Genomic DNA, 16,269 nt, shown 5'->3' with positions numbered 1-16,269 from the left:
GCCGACGGGGTGTGTCCCCGTCGGCCCGCTGCCCGACGCCGTGCGCGGTCTACGCCTCGGTCAGGCGTCGACCTTCTCCATGACCTCGTCCGAGACGTCGAAGTTGGCGAAGACGTTCTGCACGTCGTCGCTGTCCTCCAGCGCGTCGATCAGCTTGAAGATCTTGCGCGCGCCCTCCTCGTCCAGCTCGACCTGCATGGTCGGCAGGAAGTTGGAGTCGGCCGAGTCGTAGTCGATGCCCGCCTGCTGGAGCGCGCTGCGGACCGCGACCATGTCGGTGGCCTCGCTGATGATCTCGAAGCTCTCACCGAGGTCGTTGACCTCTTCGGCACCCGCCTCGAGCACCGTCTCCAGGACGTCGTCCTCGGAAAGCTCGCCCTTGGGCAGGAGGACGACACCCTTGCGGTTGAACAGGTACGAGACCGAACCCGGGTCGGCCATCGAGCCGCCGTTGCGGGTCATGGCGACCCGCACGTCGGACGCGGCACGGTTGCGGTTGTCGGTGAGGCACTCGATGAGCACCGCGACGCCGTTCGGGCCGTAGCCTTCGTACATGATCGTCTCGTAGTCGGCGCCGCCGGCCTCGAGGCCGCCGCCGCGCTTGACCGCGGAGTCGATGTTCTTGTTCGGAACCGAGCTCTTCTTCGCCTTCTGGATGGCGTCGAAGAGGGTCGGGTTGCCATCGATGTCGGCGCCGCCCATACGGGCCGCGACCTCGATGTTCTTGATCAGCTTCGCGAAGAGCTTGCCGCGCTTGGCGTCAACCACGGCCTTCTTGTGCTTCGTCGTAGCCCATTTAGAGTGGCCGGACATCTGCCTGTCTCCTTCGCGTCACCAACAGTGTTCGCCTCAGATCCTACCGGGACGCCGTTACAGCCCCGCGCGCACCATGTCGACGAAGTACGCGTGCACGCGGTCGTCGCCCGTCAGCTCGGGGTGGAAGGAGGTGGCGAGGACGTTTCCCTGGCGTACGGCGACGGTGTGTCCGTCGTACGTGGCGAGCACCTCGGCGGCGGCGCCGACGGACTCCACCCAGGGAGCGCGGATGAAGACGCCCTCGACGGGGCCGCCCTCTATCCCCGCGAAGTCGACCTGCGCCTCGAAGGACTCGTTCTGACGCCCGAAGGCGTTGCGGCGCACGATCATGTCGATGCCGCCCAGGGTCTCCTGGTCCTCGCGTCCGTCCAGGAGCTTGTCCGCGAGCATGATCATGCCGGCGCAGGTGCCGTAGACCGGCATCCCGGCCCGCACGCGCTCGCGCAGCGGCTCCAGCATGCCGAAGAGCACGGCCAGCTTCGACATGGTCGTGGACTCGCCGCCGGGGATCACCAGCGCGTCGATCTCGGCGAGCTCCTCGGGGCGCCGGACCGGCCTGGCCACGGCGTCAGCCGAGGCCAGGGCGATCAGGTGCTCCCGTACATCGCCCTGGAGGGCCAGGACACCGATAACGGGGGTGGTCATGAGTGACTACCAGCCGCGGTTGGCGTAGCGCTCGGACTCGGGGAGGGTGTCGCAGTTGATGCCGACCATGGCCTCGCCCAGGTTGCGGGAGGCGTCCGCGATGATCTTCGGGTCGTCGTAGAAGGTGGTGGCCTTCACGATGGCGGCGGCGCGCTTGGCCGGGTCGCCCGACTTGAAGATGCCGGAGCCGACGAAGACGCCCTCGGCGCCGAGCTGGCGCATCAGCGCGGCGTCGGCGGGGGTGGCGACGCCACCGGCGGAGAACAGCACGACCGGGAGCTTGCCGAGCTCGGCGACCTCCTTGACCAGCTCGTACGGGGCGCGCAGCTCCTTGGCGGCGGCGAACAGCTCGTTGTTGTCGTAGCCGCGCAGGCGGGCGATCTCGTTCTTGATCTGGCGCAGGTGGCGGACCGCCTCGACGACGTTGCCGGTGCCGGCCTCGCCCTTCGAACGGATCATGGCCGCGCCCTCGGCGATGCGGCGCAGGGCCTCGCCCAGGTTGGTGGCACCGCAGACGAAGGGGGTGGTGAACGCCCACTTGTCGGAGTGGTTGACCTCGTCGGCCGGGGTCAGGACCTCGGACTCGTCGATGTAGTCGACGCCGAGGGACTGGAGGACCTGGGCCTCGACGAAGTGGCCGATGCGGGACTTCGCCATGACGGGGATGGAGACGGCCTCGATGATCTCTTCGATCATGTTGGGGTCGGACATCCGGGCCACGCCACCGTCCTTGCGGATGTCGGCGGGAACCCGCTCCAGGGCCATGACGGCCACGGCGCCGGCGTCTTCGGCGATCTTCGCCTGCTCGGCGTTGACCACATCCATGATCACGCCGCCCTTGAGCTGCTCGGCCATGCCCCGCTTCACGCGGGAGGTGCCGATCGCCGACTCAGCGGACTGCGGGGTGGAGGAAAGCGTGCTCACGGATTGACCTCACTCGAAAGGAAGATTCAGGTGGAACGGGTGGTACTGGACCGAGGAAACCCTCTGGACCAGTCCACTGCAAGGGCCAATGTGCAGCCGGTGGCTCCTCGCGATTTGGCCATTGGGTACAAGTCGCACGTCTCAGGGCCGTTCCGCGAGATCCGCCGGAGGCTCGTCGTCCATCTCGAAGGCCAGCGGGAAGGGCGCGTGGCCCGCCAGCCGGAACCACCGGACCTTGCGGTGCCGGCGCAGGGCGCGGGCCGCACGCACGGCGTCGTTGTGGAACCGGCGCGCCATGGGCACCCGGCGGACCGCCGCCGCGAGCTCCTCGGCCGCCTCCGCCCCGCCCGGGGCCGCCTTCAGCACCTCGACCTCTCCGGAGTCCGCGAACACCGCCCGCAGCGCCTGGCTCAGCTCGCTCTCGGCGACCTCGCGGTGCTCCTCCTCGGCCTGCCGGGCGGCGTGCGCGGCCTCGTACAGGACGATGGCGGAGGCGGGGTCCAGCACCCCCGAGGCGGCGACCTCCACCACCACGGAGGCGCGGCGCACGAGCTGGGCGTCGAGCGCGGCGCGGGCGGCGTCCATCCGCGAGTGCAGCCGGTCGAGCCGCCCGGCGGTCCAGCTGAGGTAGACCCCGATGACGCCGAGGGCCAGGGCAATCCAGACAAGGGTTTCGATCACGGGCGGCGACTCTACCTTTCACCGGGTCCCCCGTACGGTGGCGCCCCGGGGGCCCTGCCGGCACGCCAGCGGCCCCGCTACGTGTCGCGCGTCAGGCCCAGGCGGGTGCGCAGGGGGACGCGCTCGTCGGTGGCCACGGCGGCCGCGCCGTCCGTCACCGTTTCGTAGACGGCCAGGATGTCCGCCGCGACCGTCGACCAGTCGAAGCGGCGCACGTGCGCCGAGCCGCGCGCGCTCAGCTCCGCCCGGCGGGCGGGATCCCGCAGGAGGGCGGTCGCCTCGGCGGCCAGGGACGCGGGGTCCTCGTTGGTGAAGAGTCCGCCCGCCCCGCCCTGGTCCAGGACCTGGGCGAAGGCGTCCAGGTCGGCGGCCAGGACCGTCGCTCCCGCCGACAGGGCCTCGACCAGGATGATCCCGAAGCTCTCGCCGCCGGTGTTCGGAGCCACGTACACGTCGACGCTGCGCAGCAGCCTCGCCTTGTCCTCGTCCGAGACCATGCCCAGGAACTCCACGCGGCTGCGGAGTGCGGCCGGCAGGGAGGCCACCGCCTCCTCCTCGTCGCCCCGGCCGGCCACGAGGAGGCGTACGTCCGGGCACTCCTCCACGATGCGGGGGAAGGCCGCCATGAGGACGGGAAGGCCCTTGCGCGGTTCGTCGATGCGGCCGATGAAGCCGAGGGTCTGGCCGGACCAGGCCGGGTTCGGGTCGGCCTTGGCGAAGAAGTCCACGTCCACGCCGTTGGGGATCACCACGGCGTCGCCGCCGAGGTGCTCCACGAGCGTGCGCCGCGCGTACTCGCTCACCGCGATCCGCGCGCTGATCTTCTCCAGCGCCGGCTGGAGGATCGGGTACGCCGCCAGCATCGCCCGCGAGCGCGGGTTGGAGGTGTGGAAGGTGGCCACGATCGGGCCCTGCGCCGCCCAGCAGGTCAGCAGTCCCAGCGAGGGCGAGGTCGGCTCGTGGATGTGGACCACGTCGAAGACGCCTTCGTGGAGCCAGCGCCGCACCCGCGCCGCGGACAGGAAGCCGAAGTTCAGCCGGGCGACCGAGCCGTTGTACGGCACGGGCACCGCCCGCCCCGCCGAGACCACGTAGGGCGGCAGCGGGGTCTCGTCGTCCGCCGGGGCCAGTACGGACACCTCGTGGCCGAGGCGGATCAGGTGTTCCGCCAGGTCCCGGATGTGGAACTGGACGCCGCCCGGCACGTCCCACGAGTAGGGGCAGACGATGCCGATCTTCACGCGGGCTGCCCCCCGGGCCGGCCCGCGGCCTCCAGGTCCTCGGTCCACAGCCGCTGCAGCATGTGCCAGTCCTCCGGGTGTTCGGCGATCCCCTGCGCGAAGGCGTCGGCGACCGCCTGGGTCATGACGCCCGTCTTCTCCTGCCGGGTCCCCTCCTCGGGCACCTCCACCGGGGAGTGGATCCGGCCGTACATCTTCGGCGCGTTCCCGTAGTACAGCGTGGCGGGCAGCAGCACCGCGCCCGTCTGCTGCGCGAGCAGCGCCGGTCCGGCCGGCATCCGCGCCGCCGAGCCGAAGAAGTCCACCTCCACCCCGGAGGCCGACAGGTCGCGGTCGGCGACCAGGCAGACCAGCCCGCCGGAGCGCAGCCGCCGCGCGAGGGTGCCGAAGGCGGCGCCGCCGCTGTGCGGGAGCACCTCCATGCCCAGGCTCTCGCGGTAGGCGACGAAGCGGTCGTAGAGGGTCTCCGGCTTGAGCCGCTCGGCGACGGTGGTGAACGGGACCCCGATGTGGGTGGTGGCCCAGGCGCCGGCGAGGTCCCAGTTGGCCAGGTGGGGCAGGGCGACGACGACTCCCCGTCCGCTGGCCAGGGCCTCGCGCAGGATGTGGTCGTCCTTCATCTCGACGTCGACGCCGAAACGTTCCTTGGGCAGGGTGGGCAGGCGGAAGGACTCCATCCAGTACCGCATGTACGAGCGCATGCCCGCGTGCGACAGCTCGCGCAGCCGCTCCGGCGTCGCGTCCGGCACCACCCGGGCCAGGTTCGACTCCAGCCGCAGCACGCTCTTGCCGCGCCGCTTCCAGGCGAAGTCCGCGATCCGGCGTCCGAGGGCCGCCGCGGCGGGCTCGGGCAGCTTCTTGACCCCGGCCCAGCCGAGTCCGTAGAGCCCGTCGACCAGCTTGTCCTGAACCGCGCCCATCAGGCCGTACCGCCTTCCGAAGGGGTGGCGGGGCCGCCGGGAGCGCCGGCCCCCGCGGCGGCGGCAGCGGCCGCGTCGGCCTCCGCCGACTCGCGCCGTACGGTGACCACCCGCTGGATCAGCGTCACGAGCGAGCCCGCGGCGACGACCCACAGCGCGATCGGCAGCAGCACGCCGATCCACGAGGGCACCCCGAAGGTCTCCAGCCCGGACAGGCCGGCGGCGACGAGCGTGATCACGAGCCGTTCGGCCCGCTCGATGAGCCCGTTGACGGCCACCGGCAGCCCGATCGACTCGCCGCGCGCCTTGGTGTACGAGACCACCTGGCCGCTGGCCAGGCAGAAGATGGCGACGGCGCAGAGGGCGTTGTCGTTCCCGGAGCCCGCGTACCAGAGCGCGAGCCCGCCGAAGATCGCCGCGTCCGCGACCCGGTCGAGCGTGGAGTCGAGGAACGCCCCCCACCGGCTCGAGACGCCGGCCTGGCGGGCCATATTCCCGTCCACCAGGTCGGAGAAGACGAAGAGCGTGATGGTGATCGTGCCCCAGAAGAACTCGCCCATGGGGAAGAAGACCAGTGCTCCCGCCACCACTCCGGCCGTGCCGATGAGGGTGACCGCGTCGGGACTCACTCCCAGCCTGAGCAGAAAAGCGGCGAATGGCGTGAGAACACGCGTGAAGAATGCACGCGCGTACTTGTTCAGCATGGCCTTCCCGGAGGGTCGCTGGGCCGCACGGCCACCACGGCCACCGGCTGGCCCATCGTAGCCAGCGCCCCGGCCCGTCAGCGCAACGCACCCACCGGTTCACACCACGTAAGCCGTTCCCGGGCCCCACGGGGCGGCCCGGAGGCCCGGGGCCGGGGCCTCCCGGCCGCCCGTCCGAGCGGCCGCCGTACGACGTATGGACGCACTGTGACGGCGGTGCAAAGCTCGAAGGAGCCCATTTCCTCTCCAACCGGGAGGCACGAGCATCATGGGAGCGACATCACACCAAGCCGGAGCCGCCGGCAGGGCACTGACGGCCGACCGCCCCGGCTCCGTCCGGAACGTCGTGCTGGTCGGCCACAGCGGATCCGGCAAGACCACCCTGGTCGAGGCCCTGGCCCTGACCGCCGGCGCCGTGAAACGGGCCGGCCGCGTCGAGGACGGCGCCACCGTCTCCGACTACGACGAGATCGAGCACCGGCGCCAGCGGTCGGTCCAGCTCTCCCTGGTCCCGGTCGAGTGGGCCGGAATCAAGATCAACATCCTCGACACCCCCGGATACGCCGACTTCGTCGGGGAACTGCGGGCCGGCCTGCGCGCCGCCGACGCCGCCCTCTTCGTCGTCTCGGCCGCCGAGGACGGCGACGGCCTCACCGGCGCCACCCGCATGGTCTGGGACGAGTGCGCCGCCGTCGGCATGCCGCGCGCCATCGTCGTCACCCACCTCGAGGCCGCCCGCGCCGACTACACCCAGATGACGGGAGTCTGCGGCGACGCCTTCGGCGCCGACGACCCCGACGCCGTCCGCCCGCTCTACCTCCCCCTCCACGGCCCCGCCGGCCACGACGGGCACACCCCGGTCGCCGGCCTGCTCGGCCTGCTCTCGGGGCGCGTCTACGACTACACCTCCGGGGACCGCGTCGAGCGCGACCCGGACCCCGCCGAGCTGGACCTCATCACCGAGGCCCGCGCCCGCCTGATCGAGGGGATCATCGCCGAGAGCGAGGACGAGACCCTCATGGACCGCTATCTCGCGGGCGAGGACATCGACGTGGAGACGCTCGTCGACGACCTGGAGCGCGCCGTCGCCCGCGGCACCTTCCATCCCGTCCTGATGGCCGCCCCCGCCGCCGAGGGCGCCCGCCAGGGCCTCGGCACCGTGGAACTCCTCGAACTGATCACCGGCGGCTTCCCCACGCCCCTGGAGCGCGCCCCCGTCACCGTCACCGCCCCCGACGGCGCCGCCCGCCCCGCCCTCACCTGCGATCCCGACGGGCCGCTCGTCGCCGAGGTCGTCAAGACCTCCTCGGACCCCTACGTCGGCCGCGTGTCCCTCGTCCGCGTCTTCTCCGGCACCCTGCGCCCCGACGAGACCGTCCACGTCAGCGGGCACGGGCTGGCCGACCGCGGCCACCAGGACCACGACGTCGACGAACGCGTCGGGGCCCTCACCTCTCCCTTCGGCAAGCAGCAGCGCACCCTCACCCAGTGCATCGCCGGGGATCTGGCCTGCGTGGCCAAACTCACCCGGGCCGAGACCGGCGACACCCTCTCCGCCAAGGACCGCCCCCTCCTCATGGACGCCTGGTCCATGCCCGATCCGCTGCTCCCCCTCGCCATCGAGGCCCACAGCAAGGCCGACGAGGACAAGCTCTCCCAGGGTCTGGCCCGGCTCGTCGCCGAGGACCCCACCATGCGGCTCGAACAGAACCCGCACACCCACCAGCTCGTCCTGTGGTGTCTCGGCGAGGCCCACCAGGACGTCACCCTCGAACGGCTGCGCACCCGCTACGGGGTCCAGGTCGACCCCGTCCCGCACCTGGTCAGCCTCCGCGAGACCTTCGGCGCCAAGGCCGCCGGACGCGGCCGTCACGTCAAACAGTCCGGCGGGCACGGCCAGTTCGCCATCTGCGAGATCGCGGTGGAGCCGCTGCCGCCCGGCAGCGGCATCGAGTTCGTCGACAAGGTCGTCGGCGGAGCCGTCCCCCGCCAGTTCATCCCGTCCGTCGAGAAGGGCGTACGGGCGCAGGCCGCCCGCGGGATATCGGCCGGGTATCCGCTGGTCGACGTGCGCGTCACCCTCCTCGACGGCAAGGCCCACTCGGTGGACTCCTCCGACGCCGCCTTCCAGACCGCCGGCGCCCTCGCCCTGCGCGAAGCCGCCGCCGAGGCCGCCCTCCACCTCCTCGAACCGGTCGCCGAGCTCGCCGTCCTCGTACCCGACGAGTACGTCGGCCCCGTCATGAGCGACCTCGCCGGCCGCCGCGGCCGCGTCGTCGGCACCGACCAGGCCGGCCCCGGACGCACCCGCGTCATCGCCGAGATCCCCGAGATCGAGATCGGCCGCTACGCCGTCGAGCTGCGCTCCGTGTCGCACGGCACCGGCAGGTTCAGCCGTGCGTACGCGCGCCACGAGCCGATGCCGCCCCAGCTCGCGGACAAGCTACGCGAAAAGGTGGATAAGGGAAGCAAGTTGACATAATGCCACTTTGACCGCCCACCCAACCCGCTTGCGGTGGGCGGCATTTGGCTGTCCCATGACCACGGGGAGGAATCGGCCGATAGGCTCGTCCGCGCGGTGAGGCGGACGGACGGGGCGGGTAGAACCACCGGGCGGGCCGGCCACCGTGGGATCGCGCACGACCGGTGGGGTGGATCGGCGCGGACCGCGCGGGAAGGCCCGCACACGAGCACGACGCACAGCGATGGGGGCAACGGTGGCGGACGACGGATTCGACTTCAGGCCCGGAGCGCAGATCCCGCTCCAGGGAGGCGGCGGGCAGACCGCCGCGACGAACGCCCTGGCCTCCGCCGCCTACCGGGACGGCGGACGCGACACCGAGCTGAAAGCCATTCTCAAGGCCAACAACGAGTACCACGAGTCGGTGGTCAAACCCGGCAAGATCTCCCTCTTCGAACCCAGTCTCGGCGAGGCCTTCTGCCGCGCCGTCGAGGCGCGCACCCTCCCGCCGACCCGCAAACCCCTGATCCAGTCGTTCGGAGCCGACCCGCAGACCGTGGTCGAGCACTGCCTGGCCGCCTCCCGCATCCGCAAGGAACGCGACGGCAAGCTCCGCTGGATCATGCTCGTCTGCGGGCTCGTGTTCCTTCCGGGGCTCCTGCTGTGGCTCGGCCTCTTCTGGGCCCGCAGGCTCCTGGCCTCCTCCGAGGGCAAGCACTCCTCCTGGATGGGCACGGCCCTCCTCGTCGGCGTCGGCATCCTGGTCGCGGTAATGATGTTCCGGCTCCCGGTGACCGGCGTCCTCGGCCTCTACGTCCGCGCCATGGTCATCGCCCCGGCCCTCGGCTGGTATTTCGCCCGCCGGATCTGCGAGGCCACCGCCGCGGACCTGCGCTCCCGCTGGGACGGCCTCCTCTCCGGCGGCGGAGGCGTCGCCGCCAAGATCCCCGAGGCCGTGCCCGGCAACCCCGACGAGAAGGCCCGCGAGGACCTGCGCCACTCCCTGGCCAAACTCACCGCCGAGGACCGCAGCAACTCGGTCTTCTACGCCGGGCCCAAGGGCATCCTCGGCATGGGCACGCGCTGGGCGAGCTGGCAGATGGCCGAGGAGCTCGCCCCCAAGACCGAGGGCGCGGAGATCCACCCCTTCCGCAGCTGGGACGTCATACGCGCGATCGACACCCAGCTGCGCAAGCTGGAGCGCGGTCCCCTGCACACCGGCGGACTCCCGCCCGCCTCGATCATGCACTGGATCGTCACCCCGGTCGGCGAGGGCGCCAAGGAGGTCGCCCGCCCCACCGGGGCGGACGTGGACACCTTCCTCGTCAAGCCGCACGAGATCACCCGGATCTGCAACGAACAGCAGTTCAGCGCGGGCAACCGGCACTACCTCGGCATCCAGTACCCGCTCTGGGACGGCCAGCTCGTCATCACCATGCTGGTCACGGTCACCGTGCTCTACAAGACGCTGCGCGTGGAGGTCACCGGCCACGCGCTGGGCCCCGTGGACGGCCTGTTCACCACCAAGTCGAGCGCCCCGGTGGTCGAGGTGGCGAAGTCCGTACGGTTCTGGGAGACCGTGGAGCGCAAGCTGGCCCTGGTCGACACCAGCGAGGTCGTACGCCTGGCCGTGCGGGCACCGTTCACCTGGTACCCGCCGCTCCTCGACTTCCTCGGCGGCAAGCTCGTCCTGCCCGAGCCCTTCGGCGTCCGGCACGTCTGGGCCGGCCAGCCCTGGCGCCACCGCTTCATGGCGGACGACGCGATGCGCGCGGCGACCCCCGTCCTGCGGGCGGTGCACACCGCGGCGATGCGGGTCCTGGACGAGAACGGCGTGGACATCGACCGCTTCACGAACCGCTCGTCGATCATCAGCGGCATGGTCCAGGACGCGGCGCCGCGCAAGGCGGACGTCTACGACGCCTGAGGGCGGGCCCGACGGACCGGTGGGGCCGGTACCGCTGCCCCACCGGTGTGGCCGCGGCCCGGCGGGGCGGCGGCCCCCACCGGCCGGACGGGCCCGGAGCCGGGGCGGGGGCCGGGGCCGGAGCCGGAGCCGGAGCTAGTCGACCGGCCAGGCGTCCGCGAGCATCTGCCGGGTGTCCGCGAGGAGTTGGGGCAGCACCTTGGTGTGGCCCACGACCGGCATGAAGTTCGTGTCCCCGCCCCAGCGGGGCACGATGTGCTGGTGCAGGTGCGCGGCGATGCCGGCCCCGGCGGCCTGGCCCTGGTTCATCCCGATGTTGAACCCGTGCGCCCCGGAGGCCTTGCGCAGCGCGATCATCGCCCGCTTCGTGAGGTCCGCGAGCTCGACCGTCTCGGCCGCGTCCAGGTCCGTGTAGTCGGCGACGTGGCGGTACGGGACGACCATCAGGTGGCCGCCGTTGTACGGGTAGAGGTTGAGCACGGCGTAGACGTGCTCGCCCCGCGCCACGACCAGCCCGTCCTGGTCGGACATCTCCGGAATTCCACAGAAGGGGCAGCCGTCCCCGGCCTCCGGCCCGGTCGGCTTGTTCTCCCCCTGGATGTAGGCCATCCGGTGGGGCGTCCACAGACGCTGGAACGCGTCCTGCGTGCCCACACCGATCTGCTGCTCCGGCTCAATCGTCATGGGATGCAGCATATGACCTCGTCCCCGCACGGCGTGTCGCCGGGGCGAAGACCGGCGGGAGGACGAGCGGGAGCCCCCGGGGAACTGGGTTCCCCGGGGGCTCCTGCCGGTCTCCCCGCCCGTGCGGGGTCCGGATCACACCTGGACGCGGCGCTCCACCACGTCGACGAGCTTGGCCAGCGCCTGGTCGCGCGGGACGCCGTTCTCCTGCGAGCCGTCGCGGTAGCGGAAGGAGACGGTGCCCGCGGCCATGTCCTCGTCACCGACGATGATCATGAACGGGACCTTGAGCTTCTGCTGGTTGCGGATCTTCTTCTGCATCCGGTCGGACGAGGAGTCCACCTCGACCCGCAGGCCCTTCTTCTTCGCCTCGGCGGCGAACTCCTGCAGGTACTCGATGTGCGAGTCGCCGATCGGGATGCCGACCGCCTGGACCGGGGCGAGCCACGGCGGCATGACGCCCGCGTAGTGCTCCAGCAGCACGGCGAAGAACCGCTCGATGGAACCGAACAGCGCGCGGTGGATCATGACCGGGCGCTGCTTGGTGCCGTCCGGGCCGGTGTACTCCAGGTTGAAGCGCTCCGGGAGGTTGAAGTCGAGCTGCACGGTCGACATCTGCCAGGTGCGGCCGATCGCGTCGCGGCACTGGACCGAGATCTTCGGGCCGTAGAACGCGGCGCCGCCCGGGTCCGGGACCAGCGGGAGGCCCTGCTTCTCGGCCACCTTCTGCAGGGTCGCGGTGGCCTCTTCCCAGACCTCGTCCGAGCCGACGAACTTCTCCGGGTCCTTGGTCGACAGCTCCAGGTAGAAGTCGGTCAGACCGTAGTCGCGGAGCAGGTTCAGCACGAAGGTCAGGGTGCGGTCGAGCTCCTCCGCCATCTGCTCCTTGGTGCAGTAGATGTGCGCGTCGTCCTGGGTGAAACCGCGCGAGCGGGTCAGGCCGTGCACGACACCGGACTTCTCGTACCGGTACACGGTGCCGAACTCGAAGAGGCGCAGCGGCAGTTCGCGGTAGGAGCGGCCGCGCGCGTCGAAGATCAGGTTGTGCATCGGGCAGTTCATGGGCTTGAGGTAGTAGTCGGTACCACCGTCGAGCTGCATGGGGGGGTACATGCCCTCCGCGTACCAGTCCAGGTGCCCGCTCTTCTCGAAGAGCGTGCCCTTGGTGGCGTGCGGGGTGTAGACGAACTCGTAGCCCTCTTCCTCGTGCCGCTTGCGCGAGTAGTCCTCCATGGTGCGGCGGATGACGCCGCCGCGCGGGTGGAAGACGGCGAGGCCGGAGCCGATCTCGTCCTGTACGGAGAACAGGTCGAGCTCGGTGCCGAGCTTGCGGTGGTCGCGCTTCTCGGCCTCGGCGAGGAAGTCGAGGTGGGCCTTCAGCTCGTCCTTCGACGGCCACGCGGTGCCGTAGATGCGCTGGAGCATCGGGTTCTTCTCGCTGCCGCGCCAGTAGGCGGCGGCGTTGCGCATGAGCTTGAACGCGGGGATGTTGCGGGTGGTGGGCAGGTGCGGACCGCGGCACAGGTCCGACCAGGACACGTCGCCGCTCTTCGCGTCGATGTTGTCGTAGATGGTCAGCTCGCCGCCGCCCACCTCGACGTTCGCGCCGTCGTCCGCGGTCGCGGCGGAGCCCTTGAGGCCGATGAGCTCCAGCTTGTACGGCTCGGCCGCGAGCTCCTCGCGGGCCGCGTCGTCGGTGACCACGCGGCGGGCGAACCTCTGGCCGCGCTTCTGGATCTCCTGCATCTTCTTCTCGATGGCCTTGAGGTCATCGGGGGTGAAGGGCCTCGCGACGTCGAAGTCGTAGTAGAAGCCGTCCCGGACCGGCGGGCCGATGCCCAGCTTGGCCTCGGGGAAGAGCTCCTGCACGGCCTGGGCCATGACGTGCGCGGTCGAGTGGCGCAGGATGTTCAGGCCGTCCTCGGAGGAGATCTCCACCGGCTCGACGCTCTCGCCGTCCCGCACCTCGTACGAGAGGTCCTTCAGCTCACCTGCGATGCGCGCGGCGACGATGGTGCGCTCGCCGGCGAAGAGCTCCGCCGCCGTAGTGCCCGTGGCCACCACGCGCTCGTCCCGCTCGGAATCGCGTTGGATGAACACACGGACGTCTGACACCGGTCTCTCCTGACTCAGGGGGTGCGCGAGCGAACACTGCGCGCCTGAATCGTACCGAGCGGAGTGGCTCCGCAGCGAAACGGTTGCGGCCGGCCCGCCCGGGCCGGTCCCCCGCCCGCCCTTCCGCCGTTCCCCGGGGCCCGGTCCCGGACCCGCGCCCGGCTCAGTCGTCCGAGGGGAGGACCTCCGAGGCGTCCACCGGTTCGTCCCCGTCGAGGGATTTCATCAGGCGGTCCCGCTCGACCTCGTCCAGCGGCACCGGGGTGACGTCCGAGGCCTCCGTCAGGCGCCGGAAGCCGCCGCGCCGCTGCAGCTGCCCGCTCACCCGGATCGGCAGCCCCACCAGGTGCGCGTGGCCCGCCACCCGGTACGACTCCTCGTCGAGCACCACCCGGATGTACGGGATCTCCGCCCCCGCCAGCACGCGCAGCCGGACCGTGCCCCCTCCGCCGGGAGCCGCTCGCCGCATCCGGACCACGGCGCCCGCCACCCGGACCGGCACCGCCGGCTCGTCCCGCGTGTAGCGCGCGGCCGCCTCCCTGAGCACCGGGAGGTCCCCGGGGGAGAACTCGACCGGCTCCGGCCGGGCCGCGCATCCCGCCGGGACCCCCGCGGCCGGGGACCAGGCGAGGGTGACGCGGGCTCCCTCCGCGCCGCGGACCAGCGCGATGAGCGCCTCGGCGAGCTCCCGGCTGACGCCGGCCTCCACCGCGGCGTCGAAGGCCTCCATGCCGCCGGTGGCCCGCCGGTAGTCCACGGCCTCGCGGGCGGCGTGCAGCGCGTGGTGCAGCCGGGTCATCGGGCCGCGGCCCCCGTCGACGGGCACGTAGGCGGTGAGCCGCCGTCCGCCGGGGGCCGGCCCCACGAGCACCCCGTCCAGCGCCCGCTCGGCCTGGCCCCGGTGCCGGGCGCCGTAGTACCCGGCGCGGGCCCGGTCGGCCAGCGCCCCGGCGAGCAGCAGCTGACGGGCGGCCGAGCGCAGCTGCTCCTGCACGGTCCAGTCGGCCTCGCCCTGGATTCCGTAGGCCCCGCGTGCGATCTCGCGGTCCCAGCGGATCTCGTCGCTCGGCACGCTGAGCCCGTAGAGCACCTCGCGGGCCGAGGGCACCGCGCTGCGCGAGAGCGCGGTGAGGGCCTCTTCGAGGAGGTCGGCGCAGTCGGGGAAGGCGCGGCTCTCGGGGACGAGGAGGCTGGTGGCGCCGCTGCCCGTCGTCGCGTGGGGCGCGGGCGGGGTCCAGCGCCCGTACCGCCCGGCCGCGCCGCCGCGGCGCAGCCAGCCGTGCCGGTGCAGCAGGGCGCCGAGCACGAGCGGATCGACCTGCGCGGGATCGGGGGTTCCGGCGGCGAACTCCGGGGACGAGAGCGGCTCCAGGTGCCTCGACTGCCAGTTCATCAGGGTGTCCCTCCCGACCCGACCCGGGTCATGATCTCGCACAAGGCCCGGTCGTCGAAGATCCGCGTGGTCGGGATCCGTACGGTGGTCCGGCGCCGGCCGGTCACGGGGTGCCCGGCCAGATTGGTCCAGTAGCAGCAGTGCCGCAGGTCGAGCCGGTCGTGGCCGGCGCTCAGCCACTGGTCGCGTTCCCGGGGGACGAGCATCACGACGAGGATCTTGTGCACGGCGACCGGGCTGCGGGCGAGCTTCACGAGGTGCTCGTTGTCGAGGGTGAAGCCGAAGGTGGGCCCGGCCGGGCTGGGCGGTACCTGGTAGGTCGCCTTCAGCTGCACTTTGACGGTCACCTCGTCGTCGACGACGTGCTCGGGCGCTCCGTGGCTGACGTGCCAGTCGATGCCGTTGTCGGGAAAGGGCTGGGAGAGGGAGCAGCCGGCCGCGGCGGCGACGGCGTGCAGGTATCCCACCTGGAGGGTCTCCATGCAGGCGGTGGTGGCGAGCGTGCCGCGCAGCGGTCCGCCCCGCGGGTCGCTCCGCGGTGCGATCTGCCCCGCCAGCACCCCGCCCGGTTCGGGCTGTGCGAGCGCCATGGCCGGCTCCCCATGCCTTCCGGGCACTGCCGAGATCAGGCCGTGTCGGGTCCGTGTCGGCTCGGTGTCAGGGTGTCGGGGTTGACGACCGGTCATGTGTGCGGTCCCCCACTGGAGTTGTCTCCGCAGTCGGCTCCCCGCAAACGGCGTACGGGGCAAAGAGCCCGGGTATCACCGATTCGGGCAAGGGTGGCGGGCCCCGGGCCGCAGGCGCCCGAGCGCTTCCCATCTGCCGACGGGTGACGAGGAGTTCGCCATGACACGCTGGTACGAGGGCCCGTTGGCCGCGTTCGACACGGAGACCACCGGGGTGGACGTGGAGCAGGACAGGATCGTGTCCGCCGCTCTCATCGTGCAGGAGTGCGCGGGCGGCCGGGTCCGCTCCACGCGCTGGCTGGTCAATCCCGGCATCCCGGTACCGCCGGGGGCCACGGAAGTTCACGGTCTGACCGACGACCACCTCCAGCGCAACGGCCGGTGGCCCGCGCCGGTGGTGGAGGAGATAGCCCGCGCGCTCGGGGAGCAGCAGGTGGCGGGCCGGCCGGTGGTGGTGATGAACGCGCCGTTCGATCTGACGCTGCTGGACCGGGAGTTGCGTCGCCACCGGGCGTCCTCGCTCGCGCGCTACCTGGACAACAGGCCGCTGACGGTGCTGGATCCGAGGGTCCTGGACAAGCATCTGGACCGCTACCGCAAGGGGCGCCGGACGCTGACGGACCTGTGCGCGCACTACGGGATAGAGCTGGAGGCGGCGCACGACGCGGCGGCGGACGCGCTGGCCTCGCTGGAGCTCGTCCGTGCGGTGGGCCGGCGGTTCGCGGGACGGCTGGAGCGGCTGTCCCCGGCGGAACTGCACACGTTGCAGCAGGTGTGGCACGCGGCGCAGGCGCGCGGGCTGCAGGCGTGGTTCGCGCGGCAGGGCACCCCGGAGTCGGTGGATCCGCACTGGCCGTTGCGGCCCGAGCTCGGCGCCGCGGCGTAGCGGGCGCGCCCGGACGGCCTCCCGTGGAGCCGGCCACGCAGAGACCCCGGAGACGCGGCGGCCCCGGACATGCGGAAGGGGGGGGGGGGGGGGGGCGGGCGCGGGGGGCGCCGGGGGGGGGTCTAGGGTTGGAGGAGAATACCCCCCAGGGGGGTGGTAATTGTGGTCCCCGGCGGCGATACAAGG

14 protein-coding genes are annotated in these 16,269 nt (G+C 71.9%); 3 read left to right on the top strand and 11 right to left on the bottom strand.

The genetic code is table 11. The features are described 5' to 3' along the window. Nucleotides 1-60 precede the first annotated feature (60 nt). From ACWF9Z_RS24070 to pgsA, 7 genes are all read right to left on the bottom strand, one after another. Nucleotides 61-813 (bottom strand): YebC/PmpR family DNA-binding transcriptional regulator, encoded by a 753-nt coding sequence (locus tag ACWF9Z_RS24070; protein WP_453605059.1) that lies wholly within the window; start codon nt 811-813, stop codon nt 61-63. Nucleotides 814-870: 57 nt separating this feature from the next. Next, entirely contained in the window at nt 871-1,461 is a 591-nt protein-coding gene (gene pdxT / locus ACWF9Z_RS24065; RefSeq protein ID WP_453605058.1) for a pyridoxal 5'-phosphate synthase glutaminase subunit PdxT, read from the bottom strand. A 6-nt stretch (nt 1,462-1,467) separates the two neighbouring features. Next, nucleotides 1,468-2,385, bottom strand: a complete 918-nt coding sequence (gene pdxS, locus ACWF9Z_RS24060) for a pyridoxal 5'-phosphate synthase lyase subunit PdxS (protein ID WP_453605056.1) — start codon at nt 2,383-2,385, stop codon at nt 1,468-1,470. Between the two features lie 141 nt (nt 2,386-2,526). Then, nucleotides 2,527-3,066: a hypothetical protein gene (locus ACWF9Z_RS24055; RefSeq protein WP_453605055.1), complete on the bottom strand. Its 540-nt coding sequence runs from the start codon at nt 3,064-3,066 to the stop codon at nt 2,527-2,529. Nucleotides 3,067-3,143: 77 nt separating this feature from the next. Continuing rightward, nucleotides 3,144-4,307, bottom strand: coding sequence for a glycosyltransferase family 4 protein (locus ACWF9Z_RS24050; protein ID WP_453605053.1), 1,164 nt, complete (start codon nt 4,305-4,307; stop codon nt 3,144-3,146). Beyond that, nucleotides 4,304-5,227, bottom strand: coding sequence for a phosphatidylinositol mannoside acyltransferase (locus ACWF9Z_RS24045; protein WP_453605051.1), 924 nt, complete (start codon nt 5,225-5,227; stop codon nt 4,304-4,306). The genes ACWF9Z_RS24050 and ACWF9Z_RS24045 overlap by 4 nt, the downstream gene beginning before the upstream one ends. Then, nucleotides 5,227-5,931: a phosphatidylinositol phosphate synthase gene (gene pgsA, locus ACWF9Z_RS24040; protein WP_453605049.1), complete on the bottom strand. Its 705-nt coding sequence runs from the start codon at nt 5,929-5,931 to the stop codon at nt 5,227-5,229. The genes ACWF9Z_RS24045 and pgsA overlap by 1 nt, the downstream gene beginning before the upstream one ends. Nucleotides 5,932-6,199: 268 nt before the next feature. Here pgsA and ACWF9Z_RS24035 point away from each other — a divergent pair, with 268 nt between their 5' ends. Both ACWF9Z_RS24035 and ACWF9Z_RS24030 read left to right on the top strand, forming a co-directional pair. Further along, nucleotides 6,200-8,413 carry an elongation factor G-like protein EF-G2 gene (locus ACWF9Z_RS24035; protein WP_453605047.1) on the top strand — a complete coding sequence of 738 codons (2,214 nt, stop codon included), beginning with the start codon at nt 6,200-6,202 and terminating at the stop codon, nt 8,411-8,413. A gap of 235 nt (nt 8,414-8,648) precedes the next feature. Then, nucleotides 8,649-10,319, top strand: coding sequence for a hypothetical protein (locus ACWF9Z_RS24030; RefSeq protein ID WP_453605046.1), 1,671 nt, complete (start codon nt 8,649-8,651; stop codon nt 10,317-10,319). Nucleotides 10,320-10,454: 135 nt separating this feature from the next. Here the strand turns inward: ACWF9Z_RS24030 and ACWF9Z_RS24025 are convergent, their stop codons facing one another. The 4 genes from ACWF9Z_RS24025 to ACWF9Z_RS24010 form a co-directional block, all read right to left on the bottom strand. Continuing rightward, nucleotides 10,455-11,015 carry an HIT family protein gene (locus tag ACWF9Z_RS24025; RefSeq protein ID WP_453605045.1) on the bottom strand — a complete coding sequence of 187 codons (561 nt, stop codon included), beginning with the start codon at nt 11,013-11,015 and terminating at the stop codon, nt 10,455-10,457. Between the two features lie 123 nt (nt 11,016-11,138). Further along, nucleotides 11,139-13,118: a threonine--tRNA ligase gene (gene thrS / locus ACWF9Z_RS24020; RefSeq protein WP_453605043.1), complete on the bottom strand. Its 1,980-nt coding sequence runs from the start codon at nt 13,116-13,118 to the stop codon at nt 11,139-11,141. A gap of 163 nt (nt 13,119-13,281) precedes the next feature. Then, a complete protein-coding gene (locus tag ACWF9Z_RS24015) occupies nt 13,282-14,511 on the bottom strand; it encodes a hypothetical protein (RefSeq protein WP_453605041.1) in 1,230 nt (409 codons plus the stop codon). After that, nucleotides 14,511-15,101: a DUF4365 domain-containing protein gene (locus ACWF9Z_RS24010; protein ID WP_453605039.1), complete on the bottom strand. Its 591-nt coding sequence runs from the start codon at nt 15,099-15,101 to the stop codon at nt 14,511-14,513. The genes ACWF9Z_RS24015 and ACWF9Z_RS24010 overlap by 1 nt, the downstream gene beginning before the upstream one ends. 256 nt (nt 15,102-15,357) lie before the next feature. Between ACWF9Z_RS24010 and ACWF9Z_RS24005 the strand changes: the two genes are divergently transcribed. Then, the gene (locus ACWF9Z_RS24005; protein ID WP_453605038.1) at nt 15,358-16,083 is read left to right on the top strand and encodes an exonuclease domain-containing protein; all 726 of its coding nucleotides are present in this window, start codon (nt 15,358-15,360) and stop codon (nt 16,081-16,083) included. Nucleotides 16,084-16,269: the final 186 nt, after the last annotated feature.

Source organism: Streptomyces sp. NPDC054961, assembly GCF_053609145.1.
Note: the sequence above shows the minus strand (reverse complement) of the source record. Positions and strands in the feature narration are given on the sequence as shown.